At 58.2% G+C, this 22,011-nt stretch carries 23 protein-coding genes; 10 read left to right on the plus strand and 13 right to left on the minus strand.

The window, feature by feature from the left end:
* The first annotated feature begins 124 nt into the window (after positions 1-124).
* Entirely contained in the window at positions 125-1,408 is a 1,284-nt protein-coding gene (gene purD, locus EYC82_RS17775; RefSeq protein WP_279250980.1) for a phosphoribosylamine--glycine ligase, read from the plus strand.
* A gap of 23 nt (positions 1,409-1,431) precedes the next feature.
* Complete coding sequence (gene coq7, locus EYC82_RS17780; protein ID WP_279250981.1) at positions 1,432-2,076, plus strand: 2-polyprenyl-3-methyl-6-methoxy-1,4-benzoquinone monooxygenase; 645 nt, start codon at positions 1,432-1,434, stop codon at positions 2,074-2,076.
* Positions 2,077-2,129: 53 nt separating this feature from the next.
* Here the strand turns inward: coq7 and EYC82_RS17785 are convergent, their stop codons facing one another.
* A complete protein-coding gene (locus EYC82_RS17785; protein WP_279250982.1) occupies positions 2,130-2,594 on the minus strand; it encodes an OsmC family protein in 465 nt (154 codons plus the stop codon).
* 129 nt (positions 2,595-2,723) lie between these two features.
* Here EYC82_RS17785 and crp point away from each other — a divergent pair, with 129 nt between their 5' ends.
* Positions 2,724-3,368: a cAMP-activated global transcriptional regulator CRP gene (gene crp / locus EYC82_RS17790; RefSeq protein ID WP_279250983.1), complete on the plus strand. Its 645-nt coding sequence runs from the start codon at positions 2,724-2,726 to the stop codon at positions 3,366-3,368.
* 37 nt (positions 3,369-3,405) lie between these two features.
* Here the strand turns inward: crp and trpC are convergent, their stop codons facing one another.
* The 7 genes from trpC to EYC82_RS17825 form a co-directional block, all read right to left on the minus strand.
* Positions 3,406-4,200: an indole-3-glycerol phosphate synthase TrpC gene (gene trpC, locus EYC82_RS17795; RefSeq protein ID WP_279250984.1), complete on the minus strand. Its 795-nt coding sequence runs from the start codon at positions 4,198-4,200 to the stop codon at positions 3,406-3,408.
* A 7-nt stretch (positions 4,201-4,207) separates the two neighbouring features.
* Positions 4,208-5,248: an anthranilate phosphoribosyltransferase gene (gene trpD, locus EYC82_RS17800; RefSeq protein WP_279250985.1), complete on the minus strand. Its 1,041-nt coding sequence runs from the start codon at positions 5,246-5,248 to the stop codon at positions 4,208-4,210.
* 11 nt (positions 5,249-5,259) lie between these two features.
* On the minus strand, positions 5,260-5,838 hold the full coding sequence (locus tag EYC82_RS17805) for an anthranilate synthase component II (protein ID WP_279250986.1): 579 nt from the start codon (positions 5,836-5,838) through the stop codon (positions 5,260-5,262).
* On the minus strand, positions 5,822-7,321 hold the full coding sequence (gene trpE, locus EYC82_RS17810; RefSeq protein ID WP_279250987.1) for an anthranilate synthase component I: 1,500 nt from the start codon (positions 7,319-7,321) through the stop codon (positions 5,822-5,824). Before trpE ends, EYC82_RS17805 begins: the two co-directional genes overlap by 17 nt.
* A gap of 291 nt (positions 7,322-7,612) precedes the next feature.
* Positions 7,613-8,287, minus strand: coding sequence for a ribulose-phosphate 3-epimerase (rpe, locus tag EYC82_RS17815; protein ID WP_279250988.1), 675 nt, complete (start codon positions 8,285-8,287; stop codon positions 7,613-7,615).
* Positions 8,288-8,367: 80 nt separating this feature from the next.
* A complete protein-coding gene (gene murU, locus EYC82_RS17820) occupies positions 8,368-9,051 on the minus strand; it encodes an N-acetylmuramate alpha-1-phosphate uridylyltransferase MurU (protein ID WP_279250989.1) in 684 nt (227 codons plus the stop codon).
* Positions 9,048-10,082: an aminoglycoside phosphotransferase family protein gene (locus EYC82_RS17825; protein ID WP_279250990.1), complete on the minus strand. Its 1,035-nt coding sequence runs from the start codon at positions 10,080-10,082 to the stop codon at positions 9,048-9,050. The genes murU and EYC82_RS17825 overlap by 4 nt, the downstream gene beginning before the upstream one ends.
* Before the next feature lie 86 nt (positions 10,083-10,168).
* On the opposite strand from EYC82_RS17825, the gene EYC82_RS17830 reads away from it, so the two are divergent.
* The 3 genes from EYC82_RS17830 to pdxA are packed head-to-tail and all read left to right on the plus strand — an operon-like array spanning position 10,169 to position 14,896.
* Positions 10,169-12,622, plus strand: a complete 2,454-nt coding sequence (locus EYC82_RS17830) for an LPS-assembly protein LptD (protein ID WP_279250991.1) — start codon at positions 10,169-10,171, stop codon at positions 12,620-12,622.
* The gene (locus tag EYC82_RS17835) at positions 12,603-13,892 is read left to right on the plus strand and encodes a peptidylprolyl isomerase (RefSeq protein WP_279250992.1); all 1,290 of its coding nucleotides are present in this window, start codon (positions 12,603-12,605) and stop codon (positions 13,890-13,892) included. The genes EYC82_RS17830 and EYC82_RS17835 overlap by 20 nt, the downstream gene beginning before the upstream one ends.
* Before the next feature lie 8 nt (positions 13,893-13,900).
* On the plus strand, positions 13,901-14,896 hold the full coding sequence (gene pdxA / locus EYC82_RS17840; RefSeq protein ID WP_279250993.1) for a 4-hydroxythreonine-4-phosphate dehydrogenase PdxA: 996 nt from the start codon (positions 13,901-13,903) through the stop codon (positions 14,894-14,896).
* 44 nt (positions 14,897-14,940) lie between these two features.
* Here pdxA and EYC82_RS17845 read toward each other — a convergent pair whose 3' ends face one another.
* Both EYC82_RS17845 and EYC82_RS17850 read right to left on the minus strand, forming a co-directional pair.
* Entirely contained in the window at positions 14,941-15,699 is a 759-nt protein-coding gene (locus EYC82_RS17845) for an ABC transporter ATP-binding protein (protein WP_279250994.1), read from the minus strand.
* Positions 15,696-16,529 (minus strand): ABC transporter permease, encoded by an 834-nt coding sequence (locus tag EYC82_RS17850; protein ID WP_279250995.1) that lies wholly within the window; start codon positions 16,527-16,529, stop codon positions 15,696-15,698. Before EYC82_RS17850 ends, EYC82_RS17845 begins: the two co-directional genes overlap by 4 nt.
* Positions 16,530-16,582: 53 nt before the next feature.
* Here EYC82_RS17850 and rsmA point away from each other — a divergent pair, with 53 nt between their 5' ends.
* The 4 genes from rsmA to EYC82_RS17870 are packed head-to-tail and all read left to right on the plus strand — an operon-like array spanning position 16,583 to position 19,893.
* Positions 16,583-17,383, plus strand: coding sequence for a 16S rRNA (adenine(1518)-N(6)/adenine(1519)-N(6))-dimethyltransferase RsmA (rsmA, locus tag EYC82_RS17855; protein ID WP_279250996.1), 801 nt, complete (start codon positions 16,583-16,585; stop codon positions 17,381-17,383).
* A 34-nt stretch (positions 17,384-17,417) separates the two neighbouring features.
* Positions 17,418-17,789: a Co2+/Mg2+ efflux protein ApaG gene (gene apaG, locus EYC82_RS17860; protein ID WP_279250997.1), complete on the plus strand. Its 372-nt coding sequence runs from the start codon at positions 17,418-17,420 to the stop codon at positions 17,787-17,789.
* The gene (locus tag EYC82_RS17865) at positions 17,790-18,635 is read left to right on the plus strand and encodes a symmetrical bis(5'-nucleosyl)-tetraphosphatase (protein WP_279250998.1); all 846 of its coding nucleotides are present in this window, start codon (positions 17,790-17,792) and stop codon (positions 18,633-18,635) included. It begins immediately after the preceding gene.
* Positions 18,636-18,666: 31 nt separating this feature from the next.
* Entirely contained in the window at positions 18,667-19,893 is a 1,227-nt protein-coding gene (locus tag EYC82_RS17870) for a multifunctional CCA addition/repair protein (RefSeq protein ID WP_279251029.1), read from the plus strand.
* Here the strand turns inward: EYC82_RS17870 and folK are convergent.
* The 3 genes from folK to tsaD are packed head-to-tail and all read right to left on the minus strand — an operon-like array spanning position 19,874 to position 21,791.
* The gene (gene folK / locus EYC82_RS17875; RefSeq protein ID WP_423243929.1) at positions 19,874-20,395 is read right to left on the minus strand and encodes a 2-amino-4-hydroxy-6-hydroxymethyldihydropteridine diphosphokinase; all 522 of its coding nucleotides are present in this window, start codon (positions 20,393-20,395) and stop codon (positions 19,874-19,876) included. The two genes, EYC82_RS17870 and folK, sit on opposite strands and share 20 nt — an antisense overlap.
* Entirely contained in the window at positions 20,392-20,748 is a 357-nt protein-coding gene (folB, locus tag EYC82_RS17880; protein WP_279251000.1) for a dihydroneopterin aldolase, read from the minus strand. The genes folK and folB overlap by 4 nt, the downstream gene beginning before the upstream one ends.
* A complete protein-coding gene (gene tsaD / locus EYC82_RS17885) occupies positions 20,745-21,791 on the minus strand; it encodes a tRNA (adenosine(37)-N6)-threonylcarbamoyltransferase complex transferase subunit TsaD (RefSeq protein ID WP_279251001.1) in 1,047 nt (348 codons plus the stop codon). The genes folB and tsaD overlap by 4 nt, the downstream gene beginning before the upstream one ends.
* Between the last annotated feature and the right edge of the window lie 220 nt (positions 21,792-22,011).

Genomic DNA, 22,011 nt, shown 5'->3' on the forward strand with positions numbered 1-22,011 from the left:
TAACAAGGGGCTGACCGCCACCACCGCGACACGCCAGCCCCGCATTAACGCTCCTGCCAGTCAGGTCAGGTCAGGTTGCGACGGGATATCTTCCACTTCCACCGCGGACGACGAGTAAACGCTGATGAATATTTTGGTTATTGGTAATGGCGGTCGCGAACACGCGCTGGCCTGGAAGGCCTCGCAGGCCAGCAACGTAAACACCGTCTATGTGGCACCGGGTAACGCCGGCACAAAGCGAGAGGCGGGGCTCGAAAACGTAGCGATCGATACGATGGATTTTGCAGGGCTTGCCGACTTTGCCGAGCAGCATGAGGTTGGGCTCACGATTGTCGGACCGGAGGCACCGCTGGTGGACGGCATTGTGGACTATTTCCAGTCGCGAAAATTGCGCTGCTTCGGCCCAGGGAAAGGCGCGGCTCAACTGGAGGGCTCCAAGGCGTTTACCAAGGATTTTCTGGCCAGGCACAACATTCCCACCGCGGCCTATGCCAATTTTACAGAATTGGAGCCAGCGCTGACCTACCTGCGCGAGCAAGGGGCTCCTATCGTCGTCAAGGCAGATGGCCTTGCAGCGGGCAAAGGCGTGATCGTCGCAGAAACGCTCGAGCAGGCCGAGGCCGCAGTGACCGATATGCTGTCCGGCAACGCGTTCGGCGACGCGGGTTGTCGCGTCGTGATCGAGGAATTCCTGGCGGGAGAGGAGGCCAGCTTCATCGTTCTGGCAGATGGAAAAAACGTTCTTGCGATGGCGAGCAGCCAGGATCACAAGCGCATTGGCGAAGGTGATACCGGGCCAAACACCGGCGGCATGGGCGCCTACTCCCCTGCCCCGGTCATCGACAAGACCGTGCACCAGCGTGTCATGGACCAGGTCATCATGCCAACCGTCAGGGGCATGGCCGCTGAGGGTAACGACTACACCGGTTTCCTTTACGCGGGCCTGATGATTGACGGAGAGGGCCAACCCAAAGTCATTGAATACAATTGCCGCTTTGGCGACCCCGAGACCCAGCCCATCATGATGCGCCTGCAATCCGACCTGGTCGCTCTCTGCGAGGCTGCCCTTGAGGGTCGACTCGACCAGGTTCAGGCCCGATGGGACGATCGCTGCGCCATCGGGGTGGTTCTGGCGGCTGGCGGCTATCCGGGCGACTATGACCGGGGAGCCGTCATTAGTGGACTGGATAACGTGGACAGCGAGACCGTCAAGGTATTCCATGCGGGCACTCGAAGCGTGAATGGACACGCTGTCACCAACGGAGGCAGGGTTCTGTGCGTTACCGCACTGGGTGAAAATATCGCCGCAGCCCAGCAAAGCTGCTACCTCGCGGTCGACCGCATCTCATGGGAGGGGGTCACCCTGCGCCGGGACATTGGTTGGCGCGCCATAGAACGCTATAGTTAGTTTGTGTATTGAGAGAAACCGCCATGACAAACCGTCGCCTTTCCCTGCTGGATCGTATTATCAGCGAAGCGGACGCCGTGCTGAGGACCGTTTCCGGTCAAGCCAATCAGGCCGAGCGCCCCTCTCCCGCACTGCATCACGAGGATACCGTGCTAACGGAGACCGAGCGCAGTCACGTCGCAGGGCTGATGCGGGTGAACCACACAGGGGAAGTTTGCGCGCAGGCACTGTATCAGGGGCAGGCAATGACCGCCCGTTTGCCGGACGTACGGGACGACATGCAACAGGCCGCCCGCGAGGAGGTCGACCATCTCGTCTGGTGCGAGGAGCGACTACAAGAACTGGGCAGCCAACCCAGCTACCTGAATCCCGCCTGGTACGGTCTGTCATTTGCTCTCGGTGCGCTGGCAGGCGCAATCAGTGACGAGGTCAGCCTGGGCTTTGTCGCAGCAACCGAAGAGCGCGTTTGCAAACACCTGAAGGACCACTTGCAGCAACTTCCCGACGATGACCGCAAGTCGCAATTAATTCTGCAGCAAATGCTGGCAGACGAACAGCACCATGGTGACAAGGCACTTGAGGCCGGAGGCCGGGATTTCCCCAGGCCGGTAAAGGACGCCATGAGTGCGGTAGCGACAGTGATGACAAGCGCCAGCTATCGTATTTAACCTTATCGCTCACACCCCTTCTGACGACAGTGGGCCGTGTCGCGCGCCTCCGTCTAACCGGTTGGCGCGGGCAAGGCCGCTGCCAGCTTGCCGGCAGGATCACTTTCAATTAACGCGTAGCTATGGGTAATTTCTACTCCGGCTGCGCCCAGCATAATGGAGGCAGAGCAGTATTTCTCAGCCGATAATTCTACCGCTCGCTTGACGTGACTCTCTTTCAGGTTAATGCCGGTCACCAAAAAGTGGAGATTAATCCGTGTAAATACAGCGGGCACCGCATCGGCGCGCTCTGCCTCAATTTCTACACGACAATCCACCACCTGCTGGCGAGATTTTTTCAACATACTCAGCACGTCGTAGATAGAGCAGCCACCGGTGCCCAATAACAACATCTCCATGGGTCGAGCCGCGAGATTACGGCCACCCAGATCTGGCGGCCCATCCATGATTACGGTATGCCCGCTGCCTGACTCACCGACGAACATGGCCCCATCGGACCATTTAACTGTCGCTTTCACTCGCTGATTGCTCCTATTAACCGCTCCAGCCAAAAAGGCGCAAAATGTTAGCACAACAAGTTACATTTTACTTGACCCGCCAGCACGTTAGACTCTGGTAGATAATACAAATACTGAGAGGGCTCTACCTTGCTCAAACCACAAATAATCCAGAACCTGCCCAATGCGGAAAACTTCCTGCGACATTGCCAGCGCAGGGACTTCAAGGCCAAGAGCACCGTTCTGACACAAGGGGAAACAGGCAACTCACTCCTGCTGATTCTCGAGGGCTCTGTCTCCGTGCAGATCGAAGATCAATCGGATCCCGGGCACATGCTGGTTGTGGCCTACCTCAACCCAGGAGACTTTGTCGGCGAGATGGGCCTGTTCGACGCCGTACCACCGCAACGCAGCGCCATGGTCGTAGCCAAGACGCAGTGCGAGGTGGCTGAAATCAGCTACGAGAAGTTTCACAAGGTTCGCGAACAGTTTCCCGACATATTGTATGCGGTATCCCGGCAACTGGGCTCACGCCTGCGCCAGACGACTCGCAAACTGGCGGACCTTGCATTCGTAGACGTATCCGGGCGCATCGCGCACACGCTGCTGGACCTCTGCAAGGAACCCGACGCGATGACCCATCCGGATGGCATGCAAATCAAGATCACTCGTCAGGAACTGGGCAAGATCGTCGGGTGCTCCCGCGAGATGGCGGGCCGCGTGTTGAAAAACCTCGAGCAGGATGGTTTGGTGTCAGTGTCCGGTAAAACCATGGTCGTCTTCGGTACCCGCTAGGGCGCGCGGCGAAGCCAGCCAGACTGTGCGGCCTGTGCTAGGAAAAAAGCGCCCTGAGTTTGGCCCCCGGCTCCTCTGCACGCATAAATGCCTCGCCCACCAGGAAAGCATAGACGGCGGCAGAACGCATTCGCGATACATCATCCGCCGTGTGAATGCCGCTTTCCGTCACCACCAGACAATCCTTCGGTATATGCGGCAGCAAATCAATCGTGGTATCGAGACTGGTATCAAACGTATGTAAGTTACGGTTATTGATGCCTACCATAGACAGGGGCAGATCCAGCGCCCTGTCCAACTCGGCACGGTTGTGCACTTCTACCAGCACATCCAGCCCGAGTTCACATGCGGCGGCATACAACTCGGCCATCTGTCCGTCCTCCAGCGCAGCGACAATGAGCAAAACGGCGTCAGCACCCAACGCCCGGGCCTCTACCACTTGGTAGGGATCAATGGTGAAATCCTTGCGCAATACCGGCAGGTTACACGCTGCACGGGCCTCCTGCAGATAGGCGTCTGCTCCCTGAAAGAAATCCCGGTCAGTCAGCACCGAGAGGCAAGCTGCACCGCCCTCACTGTAGCTACGGGCAATTTCCGCTGGATAAAAATCTTCACGGATAACTCCCTTGCTGGGCGAAGCCTTTTTTATTTCAGCGATGACCGCGGGTCTGGTCTCTGCAACAGGTACTTGCAGTGCACGCAAAAAACCTCGTGGCGCTGTCTGTTCGTTCACGACTTCCTGCAAGCGCGATAAAGTGCGGCGCGATTTACACTGCATCACCTCATCGGCTTTGCGCGACAATATTTCACGCAAAATTGTTGGCGCACTCATACTCTGCTCACCCCTGACCGCGCATCATCTGGGTGAAATCAACAAACTGGGAGAGCTTTTCTCCGGCCAGACCAGAGGCCAATGCGTCCTCCGCCATCGCCACGCCGTCGGCCAGCGTGGCAGCAATTCCACTGACATAAATAGTCGCACCCGCATTCAACGCCAGCATGGCTGAGGCCTTGCGAGCAACGGGGTCGTCATCCGGAGAAAGCGCCCGGCGAATAAGGTCCGCAGAAGCGCCCACACTGGCGACTGACAGCCCCTGGAGGTCCTGTGGTTCGAGGGAAAAATCCTCCGGGGAAATCTGGTAACTTTCAATGCTGCCATCGCGTAGTTCTGTGACATGCGTGGCCGCCGCAATGGATATCTCGTCCAGCCCGTCATCGGAATGCACCACCATCGCATGCTCGGCACCGAGCATTTTCAATACCTCCACCAGGGGCAGGCACAAGTCTGCGGAGAACACACCGATAACCTGCCGCTTTACCCCCGCAGGGTTGGTAAGCGGGCCCAAAATATTGAAGACCGTGCGCATACCGAGTTCGCGCCGGGGACCAATGGCATAGCGCATCGCACTGTGGTGTGAAGGGGCAAACATAAAGCCGACGCCCACCTCATTAATAGCGCGGGCAACCTGTTCAGGCGAAAGATCAAGCGGCATACCAAGGTTTTCCAATACATCGGAGCTGCCACTGGTGCTCGATACACCGCGGTTGCCGTGTTTGGCCACCTTCGCGCCGGCCGCGGCAGCGACAAAACAGGACCCTGTTGATACGTTGAACAGATTGGCCCCATCGCCGCCGGTACCCACCAGATCGACCAGGTGCGGATCGCTGACCTGCACCGGAGTAGCCAGCTCTCGCATCACCTGCGCCGCTCCCGCTATCTCCTCGGTGCTCTCGCCTTTCATACGCAACGCGACGAGCAAGCCCCCTATCTGCGCATCGCTGGCATCGCCACTCATCACCTGCCGCATGACCAATTGCATTTCGTCCCGACTAAGGCTCTCACCCTCCGCGACTTTTACCAGAGCATGTTGTATATCCATGGGATAGTCCCCTACTGTTCCAAAAAATTACGCAGCAGGTCGTGCCCGTGCGCGGTCAAGATAGACTCCGGGTGAAACTGCACCCCTTCCACCGCCAACTCGCGGTGACGCAATCCCATAATTTCATCCACTTCGCCCGCCTCGTTCTGGGTCCACGCCGTCACCTCAAGGCAATCCGGCAGACTATCGCGCTCCACTACCAGGCTGTGGTAGCGGGTCGCTTCAAAGGGCTGGCTCAAACCCGCGAAAACACCCTCACTTCGGTGGTATATCGGGGATGTCTTGCCGTGCATCACCTGACGCGCACGCACAACTTCGCCTCCGAACACCTGGCCGAGACTCTGGTGACCCAAACAAATACCCAGCAAGGGCACCTTGCCCGCATATTCGCGGATCACCTCCATGGAAATACCCGCCTCATTGGGAGTGCAGGGTCCCGGTGAGATCACAATTTTTTCGGGGTCCATCGCAGCGATGTCGGTCACTGCAATTTCATCGTTGCGCACCACCACAACCTCGGCACCCAGTTCACCGAGATACTGCACCACGTTGTAAGTGAAGGAATCATAATTATCAATCATCAACAGCATCGTCGCTCCCTCCCGTCACCATGGACGCCGCACGAAACATAGCGCGGGCCTTGTTGTGGCTTTCCTTCCATTCCAGCTCCGGTATCGAATCGGCCACAACGCCACCACCGGCCTGTATGTAAAGGGTGTCATCCTTGATGACCGCAGTGCGGATGGCAATGGCCGTATCCATATCGCCCGCCCAGGAGATATACCCGACGGCGCCACCGTAAACACCCCGCTTGACGGGCTCCAGTTCATCGATAATTTCCATGGCACGTATCTTGGGGGCGCCGCTGAGCGTGCCCGCCGGCAGCGTGGCACGCAGCACATCGTAAGCTGATTTACCGGCCTTCAGCTCGCCGGTGACGTTCGACACAATATGCATGACATGCGAATAACGCTCTACGGTCATTTTATCGCTCAACACCACCGAACCTGTCTCAGCAATGCGACCCACATCGTTGCGACCCAGATCGATTAACATCAGGTGTTCAGCGATTTCCTTCGGATCGCCCAGCAGCTCCTCTTCCAGCGCCCGATCCTCTTCCTCCGTGTGCCCCCGGCGCCGGGTGCCGGCGATGGGCCTTACGGTCACCTCACCCTGCTCGAGGCGAGCGAGAATCTCCGGGGAGGACCCGACAACATGAAAATCATCGAGATCCAGAAAAAACATGTAGGGCGACGGGTTAAGGTTACGCAGGGCGCGGTAAAGGTTGAGCGGCGGATCGGCGAACGGAATACTCATGCGCTGGGAGGGCACCACCTGCATCACGTCTCCCGCTAACACATACTCCTTGATCCGCTCTACGCTTGTCTCATACATCGCCTGGGTAAAATCCGACGCCGCACTCTTTTCCAGCTCGGCGCTACCGGCAGCCGCGAGGTCCAGATCAGGCAGGGGTGGCACCGGTTGCCGCAGTTTCAACACCAACTCGTCCAGACGGACCCTGGCGCAGGACAACGCATCCCGCTGTGCCGGATCTGCGTTAACGACAAGACGAATCGTTCCCGCGAGGTTGTCAAAAACCAGTACTTCCTCCGACACCATCAAAAGAATATCCGGGTTTCCCAGACGATCTTCAGGCATGCCCGGCTGCAATCGAGGTTCTACGTAGCGCACCGTGTCATAACCAAAGTAACCCACCAGGCCACCGTGAAACACAGGCAGCTCCTCCCTGGGGGCACATCGAAAACGCTGCTGAAATTCCTCGGCGAAACGCAGAGGATCGTCAACTTCCTCGACCTGACTCAGTTCACCATCAACCCAGATTTCCACCCGATGACCAAAGGCTTTAAATACCGTGCGGCAGGGCATGCCGATGATCGAGTATCGGCCCCATTTCTCACCACCCTGTACCGACTCAAGAAAAAAAGAATAGGCCCCCTCCGCTAGCTTCAGATAGGCACTGAGCGGGGTCTCAAGGTCGGCTAACACTTCGGTGCTGACCGGGATGCGATTGTAGTCCTGCGCCGCGAGCGCAGCAAAATCCTGCTGATTCATGGGGTGTCCTCGGAGATTAGGGTTGCGTTTTCAGGTCGTGCAAAAGCCCGGGCTACCATCGCCAGCGGGTGACCTCGCGCATCGACAGCAGGCCGACGCGATGACGCATAGCTGTTTTCACAGCGCTCTCCAGGATAAACGAGCCATTATTGTACAGAACAGTCGCACGATCGCAATCGGGTTAGAACGGCAATCGTTTGCATGACAATGATACCGCCAGTGAGCCCTGCCGGGGAGGCCGCGCAGCAACCGCGCAATTTCACGCCCGGTCTCCGCCCGCCGGAAGGGTGGCTAGACCGCCACTCCAGCGAGGGCTGAGCGCATCTCATCAATCACAGCGGCGTAATCGGGTTGGTTGAAGATGGCCGAGCCAGCGACAAACGTATCGGCGCCGGCAGCAGCTATTTCCGCAATATTGGCGGGGGACACGCCACCATCTACTTCGAGGCGGATGTTGCGCCCTGAAGCGTCAATGAGCTCGCGGGTCTCGCTCAGCTTACACAAGGTCGAAGGAATAAAAGACTGGCCGCCAAAGCCCGGGTTAACCGACATCAGCAGGATCATGTCCAGCTTGTCCATCACATAGCGCAAGGGATACAGACCCTGGTGCGGGTTCAGCACGAGGCCCGCCTTGCAGCCCGCATCACGAATCAATTGCAGCGAGCGGTCTACATGAGTGGACGCATCCGGGTGGAACGTGATGTAGGTAGCACCCGCCTCCGCAAAGTCACGGATAAGTTGATCTACAGGGCTGACCATCAGGTGCACATCGATGGGTGCGCTGATGCCATGTTGCCGCAGGGCCTTACACACCATAGGCCCGATAGTGAGGTTGGGTACGTAGTGATTATCCATGACGTCGAAATGCACAATATCGGCACCGGCGGCCAGCACCGCATCGACTTCCTCGCCCAGGCGGGCGAAATTGGCGGAGAGAATAGAAGGTGCAATGTGGTAGTCGGCCATAGGGCACTCCGGTCAGTAGGCGCTGCCTATTCTAACGGCTAAACCGATTGGAGACACGGTTATATACACACTCGCGACGGTCAGCGCGCCCCCGACAGGGATTCATCCAACGCCAGCAGTCGCTCTGGCGTGCCCACATCGTGCCAGGCTCCTCGAAAGACCTCGCCACCCAGCGCATTTTTTTCCATCGCACTCTCCAGCAAGGGGCGCAGGGGTAACCTGCCCGGCGTCGCCCCCGCAAAGAAAGCGGGCGTGTAAATACCGAGACCGGCATAAGTCCAGCCGCGCCCCCCGAAGGGCACGGGATGCAACCAACCGGACTCGTCCAGTTGAAAATCACCCCGTGGGTGCTGTGGGGGATTATCAACCATCACCAGCCGCGCCCGCTCAGAGGGGGCCAAATCGCTGTTCAGCAAACGCGTAAAAGGAAAGTCCGTCCAGATATCCCCGTTGACCACGAGAAACGGCTCGTCTCCTAGCAGTGGCAGTGCTGCGATAATACCGCCCGCGGTTTCCAGTGCTTCTCGCTCCGGAGAATAGCGAATGTCCACCTCCCATCGCGAGCCATCGTCGCAGAAATCCATCACCTGCTCACCGAGGTGAGAAACATTGATCACCAGCTCCGCGCAGCCCGCTGCAGCGAGACGACGAATATGGCGCTCAAGCAGCGGCACGCCCGCCACCGGCAGCAGTGGCTTGGGTGTGTTGTCCGTCAGCGGGCGCATGCGTTCCCCTCTGCCCGCAGCGAGAATCATGGTCTTCATGAGGAAGGCCCCCAGTCCTGAGCCTGAGCCAGGGGCAACAGGGACTGCCTGAACCAGTGTGCAAATGTGGCAAAAACGGGTAATTCGGGAGCGTAGCGGTCCAGTATCTGCAGGACGTAAGCCATGACCAGTGGCAAGTCCGCCAGGTAAGCTGCCTTGCCATCTCGCAGGTACAGACGCGCAAACGTGCCCAACACCTTCAAGTGTCGCTGCAAACCCATCCAGTCGAACCAGCGCAAAAAGGTCTCCTCGCTCACTCCCGACAATTGTCCACGGGCCAGCAGACGTTCACGGTAGGCTAATGCCCACGCCTCGACCTGCGCGGGTGGCCACTGGATATAACAGTCGCGCAGCAGTGACACGAGATCGTAAGTCACCGGTCCGATTACCGCATCCTGAAAATCAATTAACGCCAGTTCATCCGCAGACAGCAGCATCAGATTGCGGCTGTGAAAATCCCGGTGTACCAGCACTGTGGGCTGCTCAAGAGCGCTGCCAATGAGCTGTTGGTGAAGCGCCTCTATCAGGCCGCTCTCAGTCTTATCCAGCCGACAACCCAGCAACCCCTCAGCAAACCACTCAGGAAAGCGACTCAATTCCTCAGCCAAAAGAGTGCGGTCGTAGGCACCCAGCCCGCTGCCCTTAAGACCGGCAGCGTTCAGGTGCAACAACACGTCAAAGGCGCGGTGATAGCAGTCTGCTGCGGCCTCCGGCGTCAGCGCCGGCAGCAGCAGGCGATCACCCAGATCCTCCAGCAACAAGTAACCTCGCTGGTAATCCACCCCCAGCAAAGCAGGCACACGCACACCGGCTTGCGCCAGCAAAGCCCGCACCCGCACAAAAGCCTCGTTGTTTTCACTGGCCGGCGGCGCCTCGGCCAGTACGTAGCTGACGCCGCCATGAACGAAACGGAAGTAGCGCCTGGTACTGGCATCTCCAGCCACAGGCATCAGTCCGCCTGACGACTCGTCCACGCCCAGCATGGATAAGCCCCAGGGCAGCAACGCGCTCGGCACGCTAGGTCCGGCCATTCAGTACGACCCCGCAAAAATTGACGGACAAGGCAAAGGGGATGCTTTAGACTTCCCCTCTGGTAAGTAACCTGACTTTTTCATTAATGACACCAGCCTGTGCCAGCCCCCATTCTTATGCTCTCCGTGCGGCCCTGCATCTGGCCCTGGCGGCACTGGGCTTGATGATTGCCCTGTTAGCCCGCGCCGAGGATAACAAGCAACCGGACTGTAACGCTACCGATGCAGGCAAATTGCAGGGCTGCGATACAGGCGGACAGCACGCGGATGCCGCCACTTTCAAAGCGCTGGACTGGTGGTCCCTGGATACCGTACCCGAGTCCCTGATAGACCGAGAGTGCATCATCTGTGGCGGTCGGTATATCGATCCTCTCGCTGAGGATGCCGTTCCAACAGACCGCCCCAGAGACATCAACGCGGATGCAGACAGCTCCTGGTTGAAGGGCAGCGAAGTCATCCTCATCGGCAATGCGAACGCCACGCAGGGTGCTCGTGACATGCGCGCCGACAAGCTGGTGGTCGATCGTGAGGAAGAGTCCGCCATACTCAGCGGCAATGTGATTCTGCGAGAACCGGGCATCAAAGTGCGTGGCGACAGTGCAGAAATCCAGTCCCGGACGGGGGAAGCAACCGTTTTTAATGGTGAATTCGTTTTGCACCGGGAACACATGCGCGGCACATCAGACATCCTGGAGCGAGATGAAGACGGCCTGATTCATGTGCACAATGGCAGCTTCACCTACTGCCCGCCCGGTGAGGACGACTGGGTGGTTTACTCCAAGGACATGGTGATCGACCTGGAAGAAGGCCTGGCCACCGCACGCAGTGCGCGGATCGAAGCCGCTGGCACCCCGGTTTTCTATACCCCCTGGCTGCGCATCCCACTGGATGACAGGCGACGCACTGGTCTGTTGTGGCCCTCGTGGGGCAACGACTCCAACGGGGGGCTGGATGTCAGCGTACCCATATACCTCAATCTGGCGCCCAATTACGACGCCACCTACGCGCCTCGCTATATCGAGGAGCGAGGACTGGATCACCAGCTCCAGTTGCGCTACACCAACCCCCTGGTGGGTGACTGGTTCGCCGGTGGCGCCTATCTGCACGATGACGACAAATACAAAGACAGGGTCCCCGACGCAAGTTCAGATCGCTGGCTTGGGGTCCTCAGGCAAAGCGGCCTGTTCCAGCAACGCTGGCGCTCCAGAATCAATTACAGCAAGGCCAGCGACGTCGACTACATGCAAGATCTGGAGACCGCCAATATCGACGATCTGCGCAGAACCAACCTGCTGCAACTGGGCGCCATCGACTATCTGGGTGACAACTGGCTCACTAACGCGAAAGTACAAAGCTTCCAGTCCCTGGCAGACGATATTTCCAACCAGTACGAGATCCTGCCTCAAATCACCACCCGGTATCGCGGCAGTGGTCAACCCTTCTCGCTGCAACCTATAGCGATGACGCAGTATTCCAATTTTGGCGCTGACCGCGACGTGGTCACAGGGGAGCGTCTTTACGGGGAAGCGGGCATGAGCTACCCAATGGCCTGGCCTTTCGGCTTCCTGACCCCGGAGCTGAAATACCGCCAGGTGGCTTACGACTTGAGCGACGCGACCACCTTTCCCGACAACACCCCGTCTGCCGGCTCAGCGGTGGCCAACCTCGACGGTGGGCTGTTTTTCGAGCGCAATATGCGTTTTGCCGGCAAAAGCCTGCTGCAGACGCTTGAGCCTCGCGTCTACTATCTTTACAGCGAGCGCGCAGACCAGACTGACCAGCCCGTCTTCGACAGTGCAGAGCTTACCTTCGGCTACTCCCAGTTATTCCGCGATACGCGCTTCTCCGGCCACGACCGATTGGATGACGCTAACCAGATATCGCTTGGGGTGACCAGTCGGCTGATTGATGATCACTCCGGCCGCGCATTGCTGTCAGCAAGCGTTGGACAAATCTATTATTTCGAGGACCGCAAGGTGAGACTAAACCGCGTGGCAGAACCTCTGGACGAAAAAAGCTCCGAGATAGCGGGCAATCTGACAATAACGCCCACCCGCGACCTCGTAATGCGATCCAGCCTGGTCTGGGATCCCAACGAGGATCAGGTCGATTCCGGATTCGCATTGGCCAGCTACAAGCCTGATAATGGCAGCGTATTTAACCTCGGCTACACTTTCCGACGCCCCACTGGCACAGGCATTTTCGCGCAAACAAAGACAGACGAGGCCAGCGCATCGAGTTTCCTGCCCCTGGACAATAACTGGAGTATCTTTGGGGCTATACGCTATTCACTGGAAAACAGTATCGGCATAGAAGATATGATCGGGGTCGAATATGATAGTTGCTGCTGGACAGTTCGACTCCTGCAGCTGCGTTACTACAATAACGTCTCCACATTTACCAATTTCAACGATCCCGACCTGGAACGGGAACATACCATCCAGTTCCAGTTTGTCCTGAAGGGCATGGGGGGCTTTGGCAACCGCGTAACTAAAGTTATGGACGACATGATTCGAGGCTATGAAGAACGTGATTACTAGACTATTGCACCTCTCGCTGTGCCTGCTGCTCGCTCTGTTGGCAACGGCGCCTGCACAGGCCGCTACTGAGGTCATCGACCAGGTCGTGGCGATAATCGATGATGACATCATTATGGCAAGTGAGCTGCGCGAACGGGTCAGCGCTTTGACCCAGAGCTTGCAATCGCGAGGCGTCCAGATGCCGCCGGAAGACACCCTGATTCGCGAGACCCTGGATCAACTCATCCTCGAAAATATCCAGCTGCAAATGGGCAGGCGTGCAGGCGTTCGCATTTCCGACGAAGAGATCAATCGCGCCACCCAGCGCATCGCAGCCCAAAACCGCATGACCCTGGAACAGTTTCAGGCAGCACTGCAGTCGCGGGGTCAGTCCTACGAAAACATGCGGGAGCAGGTGCGCCGCGAAATGATGATCAGACGCGTGCAAATGGGCAATATCAACCAGCGCGTTCAGATTACCGAGGAGGAGGTCGGGAACTTCATGTCGACTCGCGAGGGTCAAAACCTGACCCAACCGGAGTTCCGCCTGCTCCACGCGCTGATTGCGCTGCCTTCTGATGCGTCTCCCGAACAGGTTTCAGCCGCCAACCGCCAAGCTGAGGCTGTGCTCAGTCGCATTCGCTCGGGCACGGATTTCGCACAGGCGGTGCAAGACAGTACCAACCCCTACCAATTCACCGGTGGTGACCTGGGCTGGCGCAAACTGGCAGATCTGCCCTCACTGTTCGGTGATGTCGCCCCGGCTCTCAAGCCGGGAGAAACCTCAGAACCGATTCGCTCTGACAGCGGTTTTCATATCATCAACCTCGTGGAAGTCAGGGGGCGCGAGCAGGTTGTCACACAGACCAAGGCACGCCATATTCTGATCAAGCCCTCAGAGATAATGACAGACGCACAGGCTCAAGCACTGGCAGCCAACCTGCGCGCCAGAGTGCTGGCAGGTGAGGATTTCAGTGAATTGGCGCAGGAGTATTCAGAGGATATCGGCTCCGCTCAGGAGGGAGGCGAGTTGGGCTGGACCACGCCCGGACAAATGGTGCCCGAATTCGAGGCCACTGTGCAAAAAACCCCAGTTGGCGAGATTGCAGAACCCGTGCGCACCCAGTTCGGCTGGCACGTCGTTAAGGTGGAGGGCCGACGCGACGAGGACATGTCTGACCTGGCAACGCGCAATAAGGCTATGGATTACGTGCACAACCGCAAGTACCAGGAAGAGCTCGACGCCTGGCTGCGACAAATTCGCGACGAAGCCTTCGTCGACATCAAGTAGGTGATCCCGTGAACGTCCCGAGGATAGCGCTCACGGCCGGTGAACCAGCCGGGATTGGGCCGGACGTCATTCTCACAGCTGCACAACACACCTGGGATGCCGAGTTGGTCGCGATTGCCGATCCGGATTTGCTGCACGAACGAGCGCAGGCATTGGGGCTTAACATCACGCTGTCACCACTGGACCCAAACGCTCCAGCAGAAATCCGGCCGGCAGGCACCCTCGGTATCCAGCCCGTTCCATTGCACCACCCCACCCGTGCCGGCAAGCTGGATCCGGCGAACGCGCCCTACGTTATCGAGACGTTACGCGAGGCCGTCAAAGGCTGCCAGAAACATATCTACCAGGCGATGGTCACAGGCCCGGTGCAAAAATCGGTGATCAACGACGCGGGGATTCCCTTCACTGGCCACACTGAGTTTCTGGCGGAGGCCTGCGGGACACCGCAGGTCGTCATGATGCTGGCTACACGGCAACTGCGCGTCGCACTGGCAACCACTCACCTGCCACTGCGTGAAATAGCCAACGCCATTACGCCTGAACTACTCACGAGCACACTGAACATACTGCACACCGATCTCCGAGATAAATTCGGTATCCCCTCACCCAGAATTGCTGTGCTGGGTGTCAACCCTCACGCCGGAGAAAGCGGGCATATGGGCCGCGAGGAGATTGACACACTGATTCCGGTCATGGAGGCCCTGCGGGCCGACGGCATGGATTTGACAGGACCATTGCCCGCAGACACCGCCTTCAACCCAAAGGTGCTGGACAACAGCGATGCGGTATTTGCGATGTACCATGACCAGGGCCTGCCTGTGTTGAAATACGCAGGCTTTGGCGAGGCGATCAACATCACACTCGGCCTTCCCCTGGTGCGCACATCGGTAGACCATGGCACAGCGTTGGAGCTGGCAGGAAGCGGTGAGGCTGACTGGCGCAGTCTGGAGCAGGCGATTCTAATCGCCTGTGAACTGTCGCAGGGTCAAAATACGCGGCGTTAAAGAGTGGCGTCCTTGAATGATTCGGCATGCGGCCCGGCGCTGAATTATCCGGAAGCTTGCCCACCCTCTTCGTCCTCAGGCACGTATTTATTTTCTATGCTTACCTGCCTCGTGTAGGCGTCGACGACTTCCTCTGCAGGCCCTTCGGCAACCACCTTGCCGTGTTCGAGCCATATCACCCGATCACACAGCACTTTCACCTGATCAGTCATATGCGACACGAACACCACCGTCTGCTCCCCGCTGATACGGTTCTGCATGGCGTTGAGTGCCTTGCCCCTAAACTGGGCGTCACCCACGCTGAGAATCTCATCAATCAAAAGAATATCAACGTGGGTCATCAGCGCGGCAGTGAACGCCAGCCTCGCCCGCATACCTGCGGAGTAGTTTTTAACTGGCAGCTCGAAGGACTCTCCAAGCTCGGAAAACGCCTTGATATCGCCCAGAAAGGCTTCTGCCTCCTTCCGCGAGGAGCCCTGCAACATGGCTGCTAACAGAGCATTGTCACGACCAGACAGATCGGGTTTGAAGCCCAGACCGAGCGTCAGCAATGACGCAGATTTACCCTCCGCCACCTTGACCCGCCCGCTGGTCGGCGCGAGGATGCCTGCCATCAGGCGCAACGTCGTGGTCTTGCCCACACCATTGCGGCCGATCACTCCAAGGGCCTCACCCTTGCAGAGCGTCAGCGACACATTGTTGAGTACATGGTGTGTGCCCGCATCGAATGTTTTCTTGCCGGTGTGATAGCTCAAGGACACCGACTCCATCTCCAGCATCACCTCTTGTGCTTCGGTACTCATGCCGTCAACGCCTTCAGAGCCAGGTAGTGGGATGCGCGCCGCATTACCAGCACCGTGACACACAAGACAGCACCAAAACCCGCGCCAATTGACAACAAGTGCCCGATATCCGGCGGCACGCCGTACATCAAGACCTGTCGGTATGCATCCAGCAGAAAGGCCAAAGGGTTGAGCGTCAGGACCATGTCCGCGGTGGCGGTATCAGCAAGCTCTCGAACATCCCAGAATACACCGGAGGTAAACATCAGAAACATCATGCTCAGACCGATCAGCGGAGCGAAATCTCTTGCCATACAGACCGCGCAGGCACCGATCAGGGCGCAGGCGATGATCATCACATAGTTCACCAACATGACTGGGATGAGGTAAACCCAGGTCGCGGTGAACGCGTAGCCGTCAATCAGCACGTAGGTAAACATCATGGCAAAAACAGCGGCCTGACGGTACAGGCCCTCATGCACCGCTGCCATGGGGAAGAGGGACTTTGGCACATTGATTTTACCCACCAAGCCCTTGCTTGCAACGATGCTGTTGGACGCCTGGGTGACCGACTTGGAAAACCAGACGAAACTCAGTTTGCCTACCATCAGGAAGGGCAAAAAATCTGCCTCGCGCGTGCCCAGAATAATCACGAAGACCACATAAAACACCCCGACCCACAGCAGAGGCTCTAGCACCCACCAGATATAGCCAAGGAAAAGTCTTGACGCATCGGCCCGAAGGGCCATGCGCGCCATGATGTTTATCAGGCGAAAATATTGCAAAAGCGGCATTGCTTGGCGGTCTACTGTGGTTGTTAGAATCTCTCTGAGTGTAACAAAAACCGCCATATCAGAACCAGTCAACGGTATTAATACCCACCACAAGCATTACAATGGTACCTATGAGCAAGGCACCCAGACAGCACAGGGCACGTAAACGCTTCGGGCAGAATTTCCTGCACGACCACGCTGTCATTGAGCAAATTAACGAGGCAATATATCCGCTGAGCGGGCAGCGTCTGGTCGAAATTGGCCCCGGCATGGGTGCTCTAACCGGCGTCTTGCTCGAGAGCGACTGCGCGTTGGATGTAATAGAACTCGATCGGGATCTGATCCCCGGACTACTGGCTGCGTTCAGCCTCAAACCAAGGTTCCAGTTGCACAACGCCGATGCGCTCGATTTTGATTTCCACTCCCTGCTGCAGGCCGACCACAGGGAACAACTGCGGGTGGTGGGCAACCTGCCCTACAACATTTCTACTCCATTGATTTTCAAGCTTCTCGAGGACTGTGCCATCATCAAAGACATGCACTTCATGCTGCAGCGAGAGGTCGTGGAGCGACTTGCGGCAACACCAGGCAATAAACAGTGGGGACGCCTCGGCATCATGGCCCAGTATTTGTGCAACGTGGAACACGTGTTCGATGTGCCACCGGAGGCGTTTCGGCCAGCGCCGAAAGTACAGTCCGCCGTTGTGCGGATGACGCCTCGGAACACATCGCCGTGGCCCGAATGTGATGCTGCTGCCCTTGGCAAACTGGCCAAAGCCGCGTTCGCCCAGCGCCGCAAGACCTTGCGCAATAACCTGAAAGGACTTATCGATAGCGCGGGCTTGGAGCGACTGGGCATTGATCCCGGCGCACGAGCCGAAACACTCGATCTGGAGCAGCTGATCAGCATAACCAATGCCATCGATGTCTGATAAAACCTTCAAGCCGTCACTGGTAGGAGTTCACGTGAAAACGGCGTTCCTGCCCGCCCACTCAAACCCCCAGTATGATCAATATACCTTTGCCTACAGCATCACCATCAGTAACGGTAGCGACCTGCCGGTTCAGTTAATGTCACGCCACTGGGTGATCACTGATGCCGGAGGTCGGGTGCAGGAAGTGAAAGGGGACGGTGTCGTGGGTGAGCAGCCCGTTATTGCACCCAATGGCTCGTTTCACTACAGCAGCGGTGCGACACTGGAGACGCCTGTGGGATATATGGAGGGCCGCTATTTTATGGTCGTGCGAGAGCCCCCGGAGATCTCTCCGCAAGACCTGCCCACTTTCGAGGTGCCAATTCCCGCTTTTTCCCTGCACACTCCGACGGCGCTCAACTAAATGGCTACCTATGTCGTTGGCGACATACAGGGGTGCCTGCAGCCCCTCAGATGCGTTCTCGAAGCCGTCTCCTTCAAAGCCGGTCGCGACACCCTGTGGTGCGTCGGTGACCTCGTCAACCGAGGGCCAAAATCTCTGAAGACGCTGCGTTTTCTCTACCGCATGCGCGATCAGTTAGTGGCGGTACTGGGCAACCATGATTTGCACCTGTTGGCGGTCGCGGCCGGAGTTCGAAAACCCGGTTCGTCGGACACGCTCGACGCGATTCTCGATGCACCGGATAAAGACGAATTACTCGACTGGCTGGCAAGCCTGCCCCTCGTTCACCGGGAAAAAGACTATACCCTGGTTCATGCGGGCATCCCCCCCCAGTGGAGTGTCAAACAGTCGCTGGCGTTTTCACGCGAAGTAGAGTCCGCCCTGCAGGGCCGAGACAAGCTGGCATTTCTCACCGATATGTACGGCAATCAACCGGATTGCTGGTCCGATGACCTGGCAGGCACCGCGCGCCTGCGCGTTATCACCAACTACTTCACCCGAATGCGCTACTGCAGTGCAGACGGCACCCTTGACTTCAAAAGCAAAGGGCCGCCGCTAGAAAAAAGCGATCGATCCCCATCCGCCATGATTCCGTGGTTTCATCACACGGGCCGCAAGGCCGCCAAGGACCGCATTCTTTTCGGCCACTGGGCCAGCCTTGAAGGCGTCACGGATAACCCCCGCGCAATAGCTCTCGATACGGGCTGTGTCTGGGGTGGTGCCCTGTCGCTTTACGACCTCGACAGCGGGCAGTGGACCCGTTGCCGCTGTGAAGATGGAAAGTGCCAAGAGGCGCACACATCATGACGCAGACCAAGTGGAAAGGTACACTGCAACGATGGAAACCTATCTTGTTGGTGGCGCAGTGCGTGATAGCCTGCTCGATTACCCGGTCGCCGAGCGCGACTGGGTGGTGGTCGGTGCGCGACCAGAGGACTTGCTGACGCGGGGCTTTCAGCAGGTCGGCAAGGATTTCCCCGTATTTCTGCACCCGGATACCAAAGAGGAATACGCTCTCGCTCGCACAGAGCGCAAACGCGGGCACGGGTACACTGGCTTCGCCGTAGACTGCGACCCTGCCGTCAGCCTTGAAGACGATCTCAAAAGGCGCGACCTGACGATCAATGCCATTGCCCGGGATGAGGGCGGCAGACTGATTGATCCTTATAACGGCCAACAGGATCTGGAACGCCGCGTTTTACGCCATGTGTCGGCGGCTTTTGTAGAGGACCCTCTGCGCGTACTGCGCACCGCGCGATTCGCCGCTCGCTATGCCCATCTGGGATTTACCGTTGCCCCTGAAACTCTGGCGCTAATGCGCGATATCGTACAGCAGGATGAGTTGGCCCACCTCCCCCCAGAGCGCGTGTGGACAGAAATGGACCGGGCCCTGGGTGAGCGCAACCCGGAGGTGTTCATTGAAGTGCTGAGAAACTGCGCGGCACTGGCAAAGCTGTTACCCGAATTGGATGCCCTTTTCGGCGTGCCGCAACCCGAGGCGCACCATCCGGAGGTGGATACCGGATTGCATGTACTCATGGCGTTACAACAGGCCGCATCGATTTCTGCTGAGCGTGATATTCGTTTCGCCGTGCTGACCCACGACCTGGGTAAAGGAACAACGCCAGAAGATGAATGGCCCCGGCACATTGACCATGAACAGCGCGGCCTTGATTTACTGGAGGCCGCCTGTCAACGCCTGCGCCCTCCTCGCCGCTATATCGAGTTGGCCCGCGCGGTGTGCCAGTACCATACGCTGGTTCATCGCGCCCTGGAATTGAACGGCAAGACCCTGTTGAAGTTGCTCACCGCGGCAGATGCCATACGACGCCCAGACCGCTTTGAATCTTTTTTGCTGGCATGCGAGGCCGATGCCCGCGGGCGATCAGGGTTGGAGGGCAGGCAATACCCACAGGCAGATTACCTGCGCCGTGCCAGGGACGCGACAGTGGCCGTCAACGCTCGGCAGTTCGATACTCAGGCGCTCTCGGGCAAGGCCATCGGCGAGGCCATCCGGCGGGCGCGCATCGAGGCCCTTGAGCAGTTCAGGCAGGCAGCGAAATAACGCGTCCACGCCAGCTGAACTGAACCTTTTCCAGGGGCTGTGAAGTCTGGTCGAACTCCTCCCAGAGTTCAGCGTAACTTCGCCTCTGCACAGGGTGCACCGCCTCTGGCGCAAGCTCGGCCAGCGGGCGCAGCACAAACGCATTTTCCAGTATTTCCCCGCGGGGCAGTTCTACGCCCGAGATAATGCCGATCTCGTCGTTGTAAGTGAGAATATCGATGTCCAGTTGTCGAGAACTGAAACGAGACGCATTTTCGGGACGCCCGTGCATCCGCTCAATGTGACGCAGCGCCAGAGCAAGCTCAGGCAGGGACAACGCCGTTACGACGCAAGCCGCCAGATTCAGAAAGGGCTTTCCCTCGAAACCCACTGCAGCGGAATCGTAAACCGACGAAAGCGATAGCTCGCCGAACAACTCATGCACCGCGTCCAATCCGGCTGTGATATAGCGCTCACGCTCAATATTGCTGCCTATGCCCAGAAATACCCGGGATTGACTCAAGTGTTTTCGCCCCATTCAATCACTACACCCACGTCGTCTGCCGCATCTACCGCACCGGGCTTGCTGAGCCGCAGGCGCAGCCAGGGCACATCAAACTCGTCACACACGGCGCGCGCCACCGCCTCAGCCAACGTTTCAATTAACTGGTACTCACTCGCTTCAACCAGTCCCGTAACCCGGTCGGCAATCGCGGCATAATCGAGAGCGTCTGCAATACGGTCGGTCGCTGCCGCGCGAGGCGTATCACTCGCCATCTCTAAATCCAGCACCAGAGCCTGACGAATCTCACGCTCCCAGGGGTGAATACCGATCACCGCCTCCGCCCGCAATCCACGAATGTATACCGTATTCATTGCACCGCACCGACAGCATCGAGGGGGGGCAACTCGTCCATCGGCCAACGCGGGCGAACCGCAACATCGGCCTCATCGAACTGGCCGGCCGCGAGGCGCTGCGCACCCGCATAGGCAATCATGGCGCCATTATCGGTACAAAATACCGGCGCGGGGTAAAACACCGCGGCTTGTTCCTTCGCCAGCGCACGTTTCAGCTCCGCGCGCAAATAGCGATTGGCGCTCACTCCACCTGCCATTACCAATGTTTTCAAGCCTTCCTGCCGCAACGCTCGACGACATTTTATTACCAGAGTCGAGACCACCGCCTGCTCGAAGGCTGACGCAATATCACAGCGATCCTGCTCCGTGAGTTCGCCGTCACCAGTGCAAGCGGCGACCGTATTGAGGGTGTGGGTTTTGAGACCGCTGAAACTGAAATCCAGCCCCGGGCGATTTACCATGGGCCGCGGGAAATCGAATCGCGAGGCGTCTCCTCGCTCGGCAAGTCGGGCAACGTGTGGGCCGCCGGGGTAAGGCAGCCCGAGCATTTTCGCCACTTTATCGAACGCTTCACCCGCGGCATCATCGAGGGATTCACCCAATAGTCGGTAACGTCCGATAGCATCCACGCGCACCAACTGAGTATGCCCTCCGGATACCAGCAAGGCCACGAAGGGGAACGGAGGGGACTCCTCCTCGAGCATCGGCGCTAACAAATGGCCTTCCATATGGTGCACACCCAGTGCAGGTATACCCCAGCCCCACGCCAGCGCCCGCGCCAGGGTAGCGCCGACCATCAGTGCCCCCGCCAGACCGGGGCCGGCCGTGTAGGCGACGGCATCGATCGACCGTTCATCGCGCCCGGCGTCCTGCAATACCTCCTGCACCAGCGGCAGGACTTTGCGCACATGATCACGGGAGGCCAGCTCCGGCACCACCCCGCCATACTCCACGTGAATATCCACCTGGCTAAACAGGGCGTGTGCCAGCAAACCCGCGCCGGTGTCATACAACGCTACCCCTGTCTCGTCACAGGAGGTTTCCAGGCCCAGCACCAGCATCGGTCTCACCCTCGCTATCGAATTGGCGCATGATACTGGCTGCCCTCGCAACGAACCAGACAAAAAAAGGGGGATATACGCACCAATACCACGCCCTGAGCCTGCGTCGGTGCACAAAGCAGTGGCATCGCCGCCGCAACCGGGAAAAACCCTATCAACCGAGCGCCTCGGAAGCGCTTTGCAAAACGGCCTCCAACGGGCTAGAATGCGCGCCCTTTAA

It is taken from the genome of Candidatus Marimicrobium litorale (assembly GCF_026262645.1).
Lineage (GTDB): Bacteria > Pseudomonadota > Gammaproteobacteria > Pseudomonadales > Halieaceae > Marimicrobium > Marimicrobium litorale.

Bases quoted from the DNA above. Each gene is read 5' to 3' on its own strand.
- purD (WP_279250980.1), top strand. From the start codon at position 125: ATGAATATTTTGGTTATTGGTAATGGCGGTCGCGAACACGCGCTGGCC.
- coq7 (WP_279250981.1), top strand. From the start codon at position 1,432: ATGACAAACCGTCGCCTTTCCCTGCTGGATCGTATTATCAGCGAAGCG.
- trpC (WP_279250984.1), bottom strand. From the start codon at position 4,200: ATGAGTGCGCCAACAATTTTGCGTGAAATATTGTCGCGCAAAGCCGAT.
- trpD (WP_279250985.1), bottom strand. From the start codon at position 5,248: ATGGATATACAACATGCTCTGGTAAAAGTCGCGGAGGGTGAGAGCCTT.
- EYC82_RS17805 (WP_279250986.1), bottom strand. From the start codon at position 5,838: ATGCTGTTGATGATTGATAATTATGATTCCTTCACTTACAACGTGGTG.
- trpE (WP_279250987.1), bottom strand. From the start codon at position 7,321: ATGAATCAGCAGGATTTTGCTGCGCTCGCGGCGCAGGACTACAATCGC.
- rpe (WP_279250988.1), bottom strand. From the start codon at position 8,287: ATGGCCGACTACCACATTGCACCTTCTATTCTCTCCGCCAATTTCGCC.
- murU (WP_279250989.1), bottom strand. From the start codon at position 9,051: ATGAAGACCATGATTCTCGCTGCGGGCAGAGGGGAACGCATGCGCCCG.
- EYC82_RS17825 (WP_279250990.1), bottom strand. From the start codon at position 10,082: ATGGCCGGACCTAGCGTGCCGAGCGCGTTGCTGCCCTGGGGCTTATCC.
- EYC82_RS17830 (WP_279250991.1), top strand. From the start codon at position 10,169: ATGACACCAGCCTGTGCCAGCCCCCATTCTTATGCTCTCCGTGCGGCC.
- EYC82_RS17835 (WP_279250992.1), top strand. From the start codon at position 12,603: ATGAAGAACGTGATTACTAGACTATTGCACCTCTCGCTGTGCCTGCTG.
- EYC82_RS17845 (WP_279250994.1), bottom strand. From the start codon at position 15,699: ATGAGTACCGAAGCACAAGAGGTGATGCTGGAGATGGAGTCGGTGTCC.
- EYC82_RS17850 (WP_279250995.1), bottom strand. From the start codon at position 16,529: ATGGCGGTTTTTGTTACACTCAGAGAGATTCTAACAACCACAGTAGAC.
- rsmA (WP_279250996.1), top strand. From the start codon at position 16,583: ATGAGCAAGGCACCCAGACAGCACAGGGCACGTAAACGCTTCGGGCAG.
- EYC82_RS17865 (WP_279250998.1), top strand. From the start codon at position 17,790: ATGGCTACCTATGTCGTTGGCGACATACAGGGGTGCCTGCAGCCCCTC.
- EYC82_RS17870 (WP_279251029.1), top strand. From the start codon at position 18,667: ATGGAAACCTATCTTGTTGGTGGCGCAGTGCGTGATAGCCTGCTCGAT.
- folB (WP_279251000.1), bottom strand. From the start codon at position 20,748: ATGAATACGGTATACATTCGTGGATTGCGGGCGGAGGCGGTGATCGGT.
- tsaD (WP_279251001.1), bottom strand. From the start codon at position 21,791: ATGCTGGTGCTGGGCCTGGAAACCTCCTGTGACGAGACAGGGGTAGCG.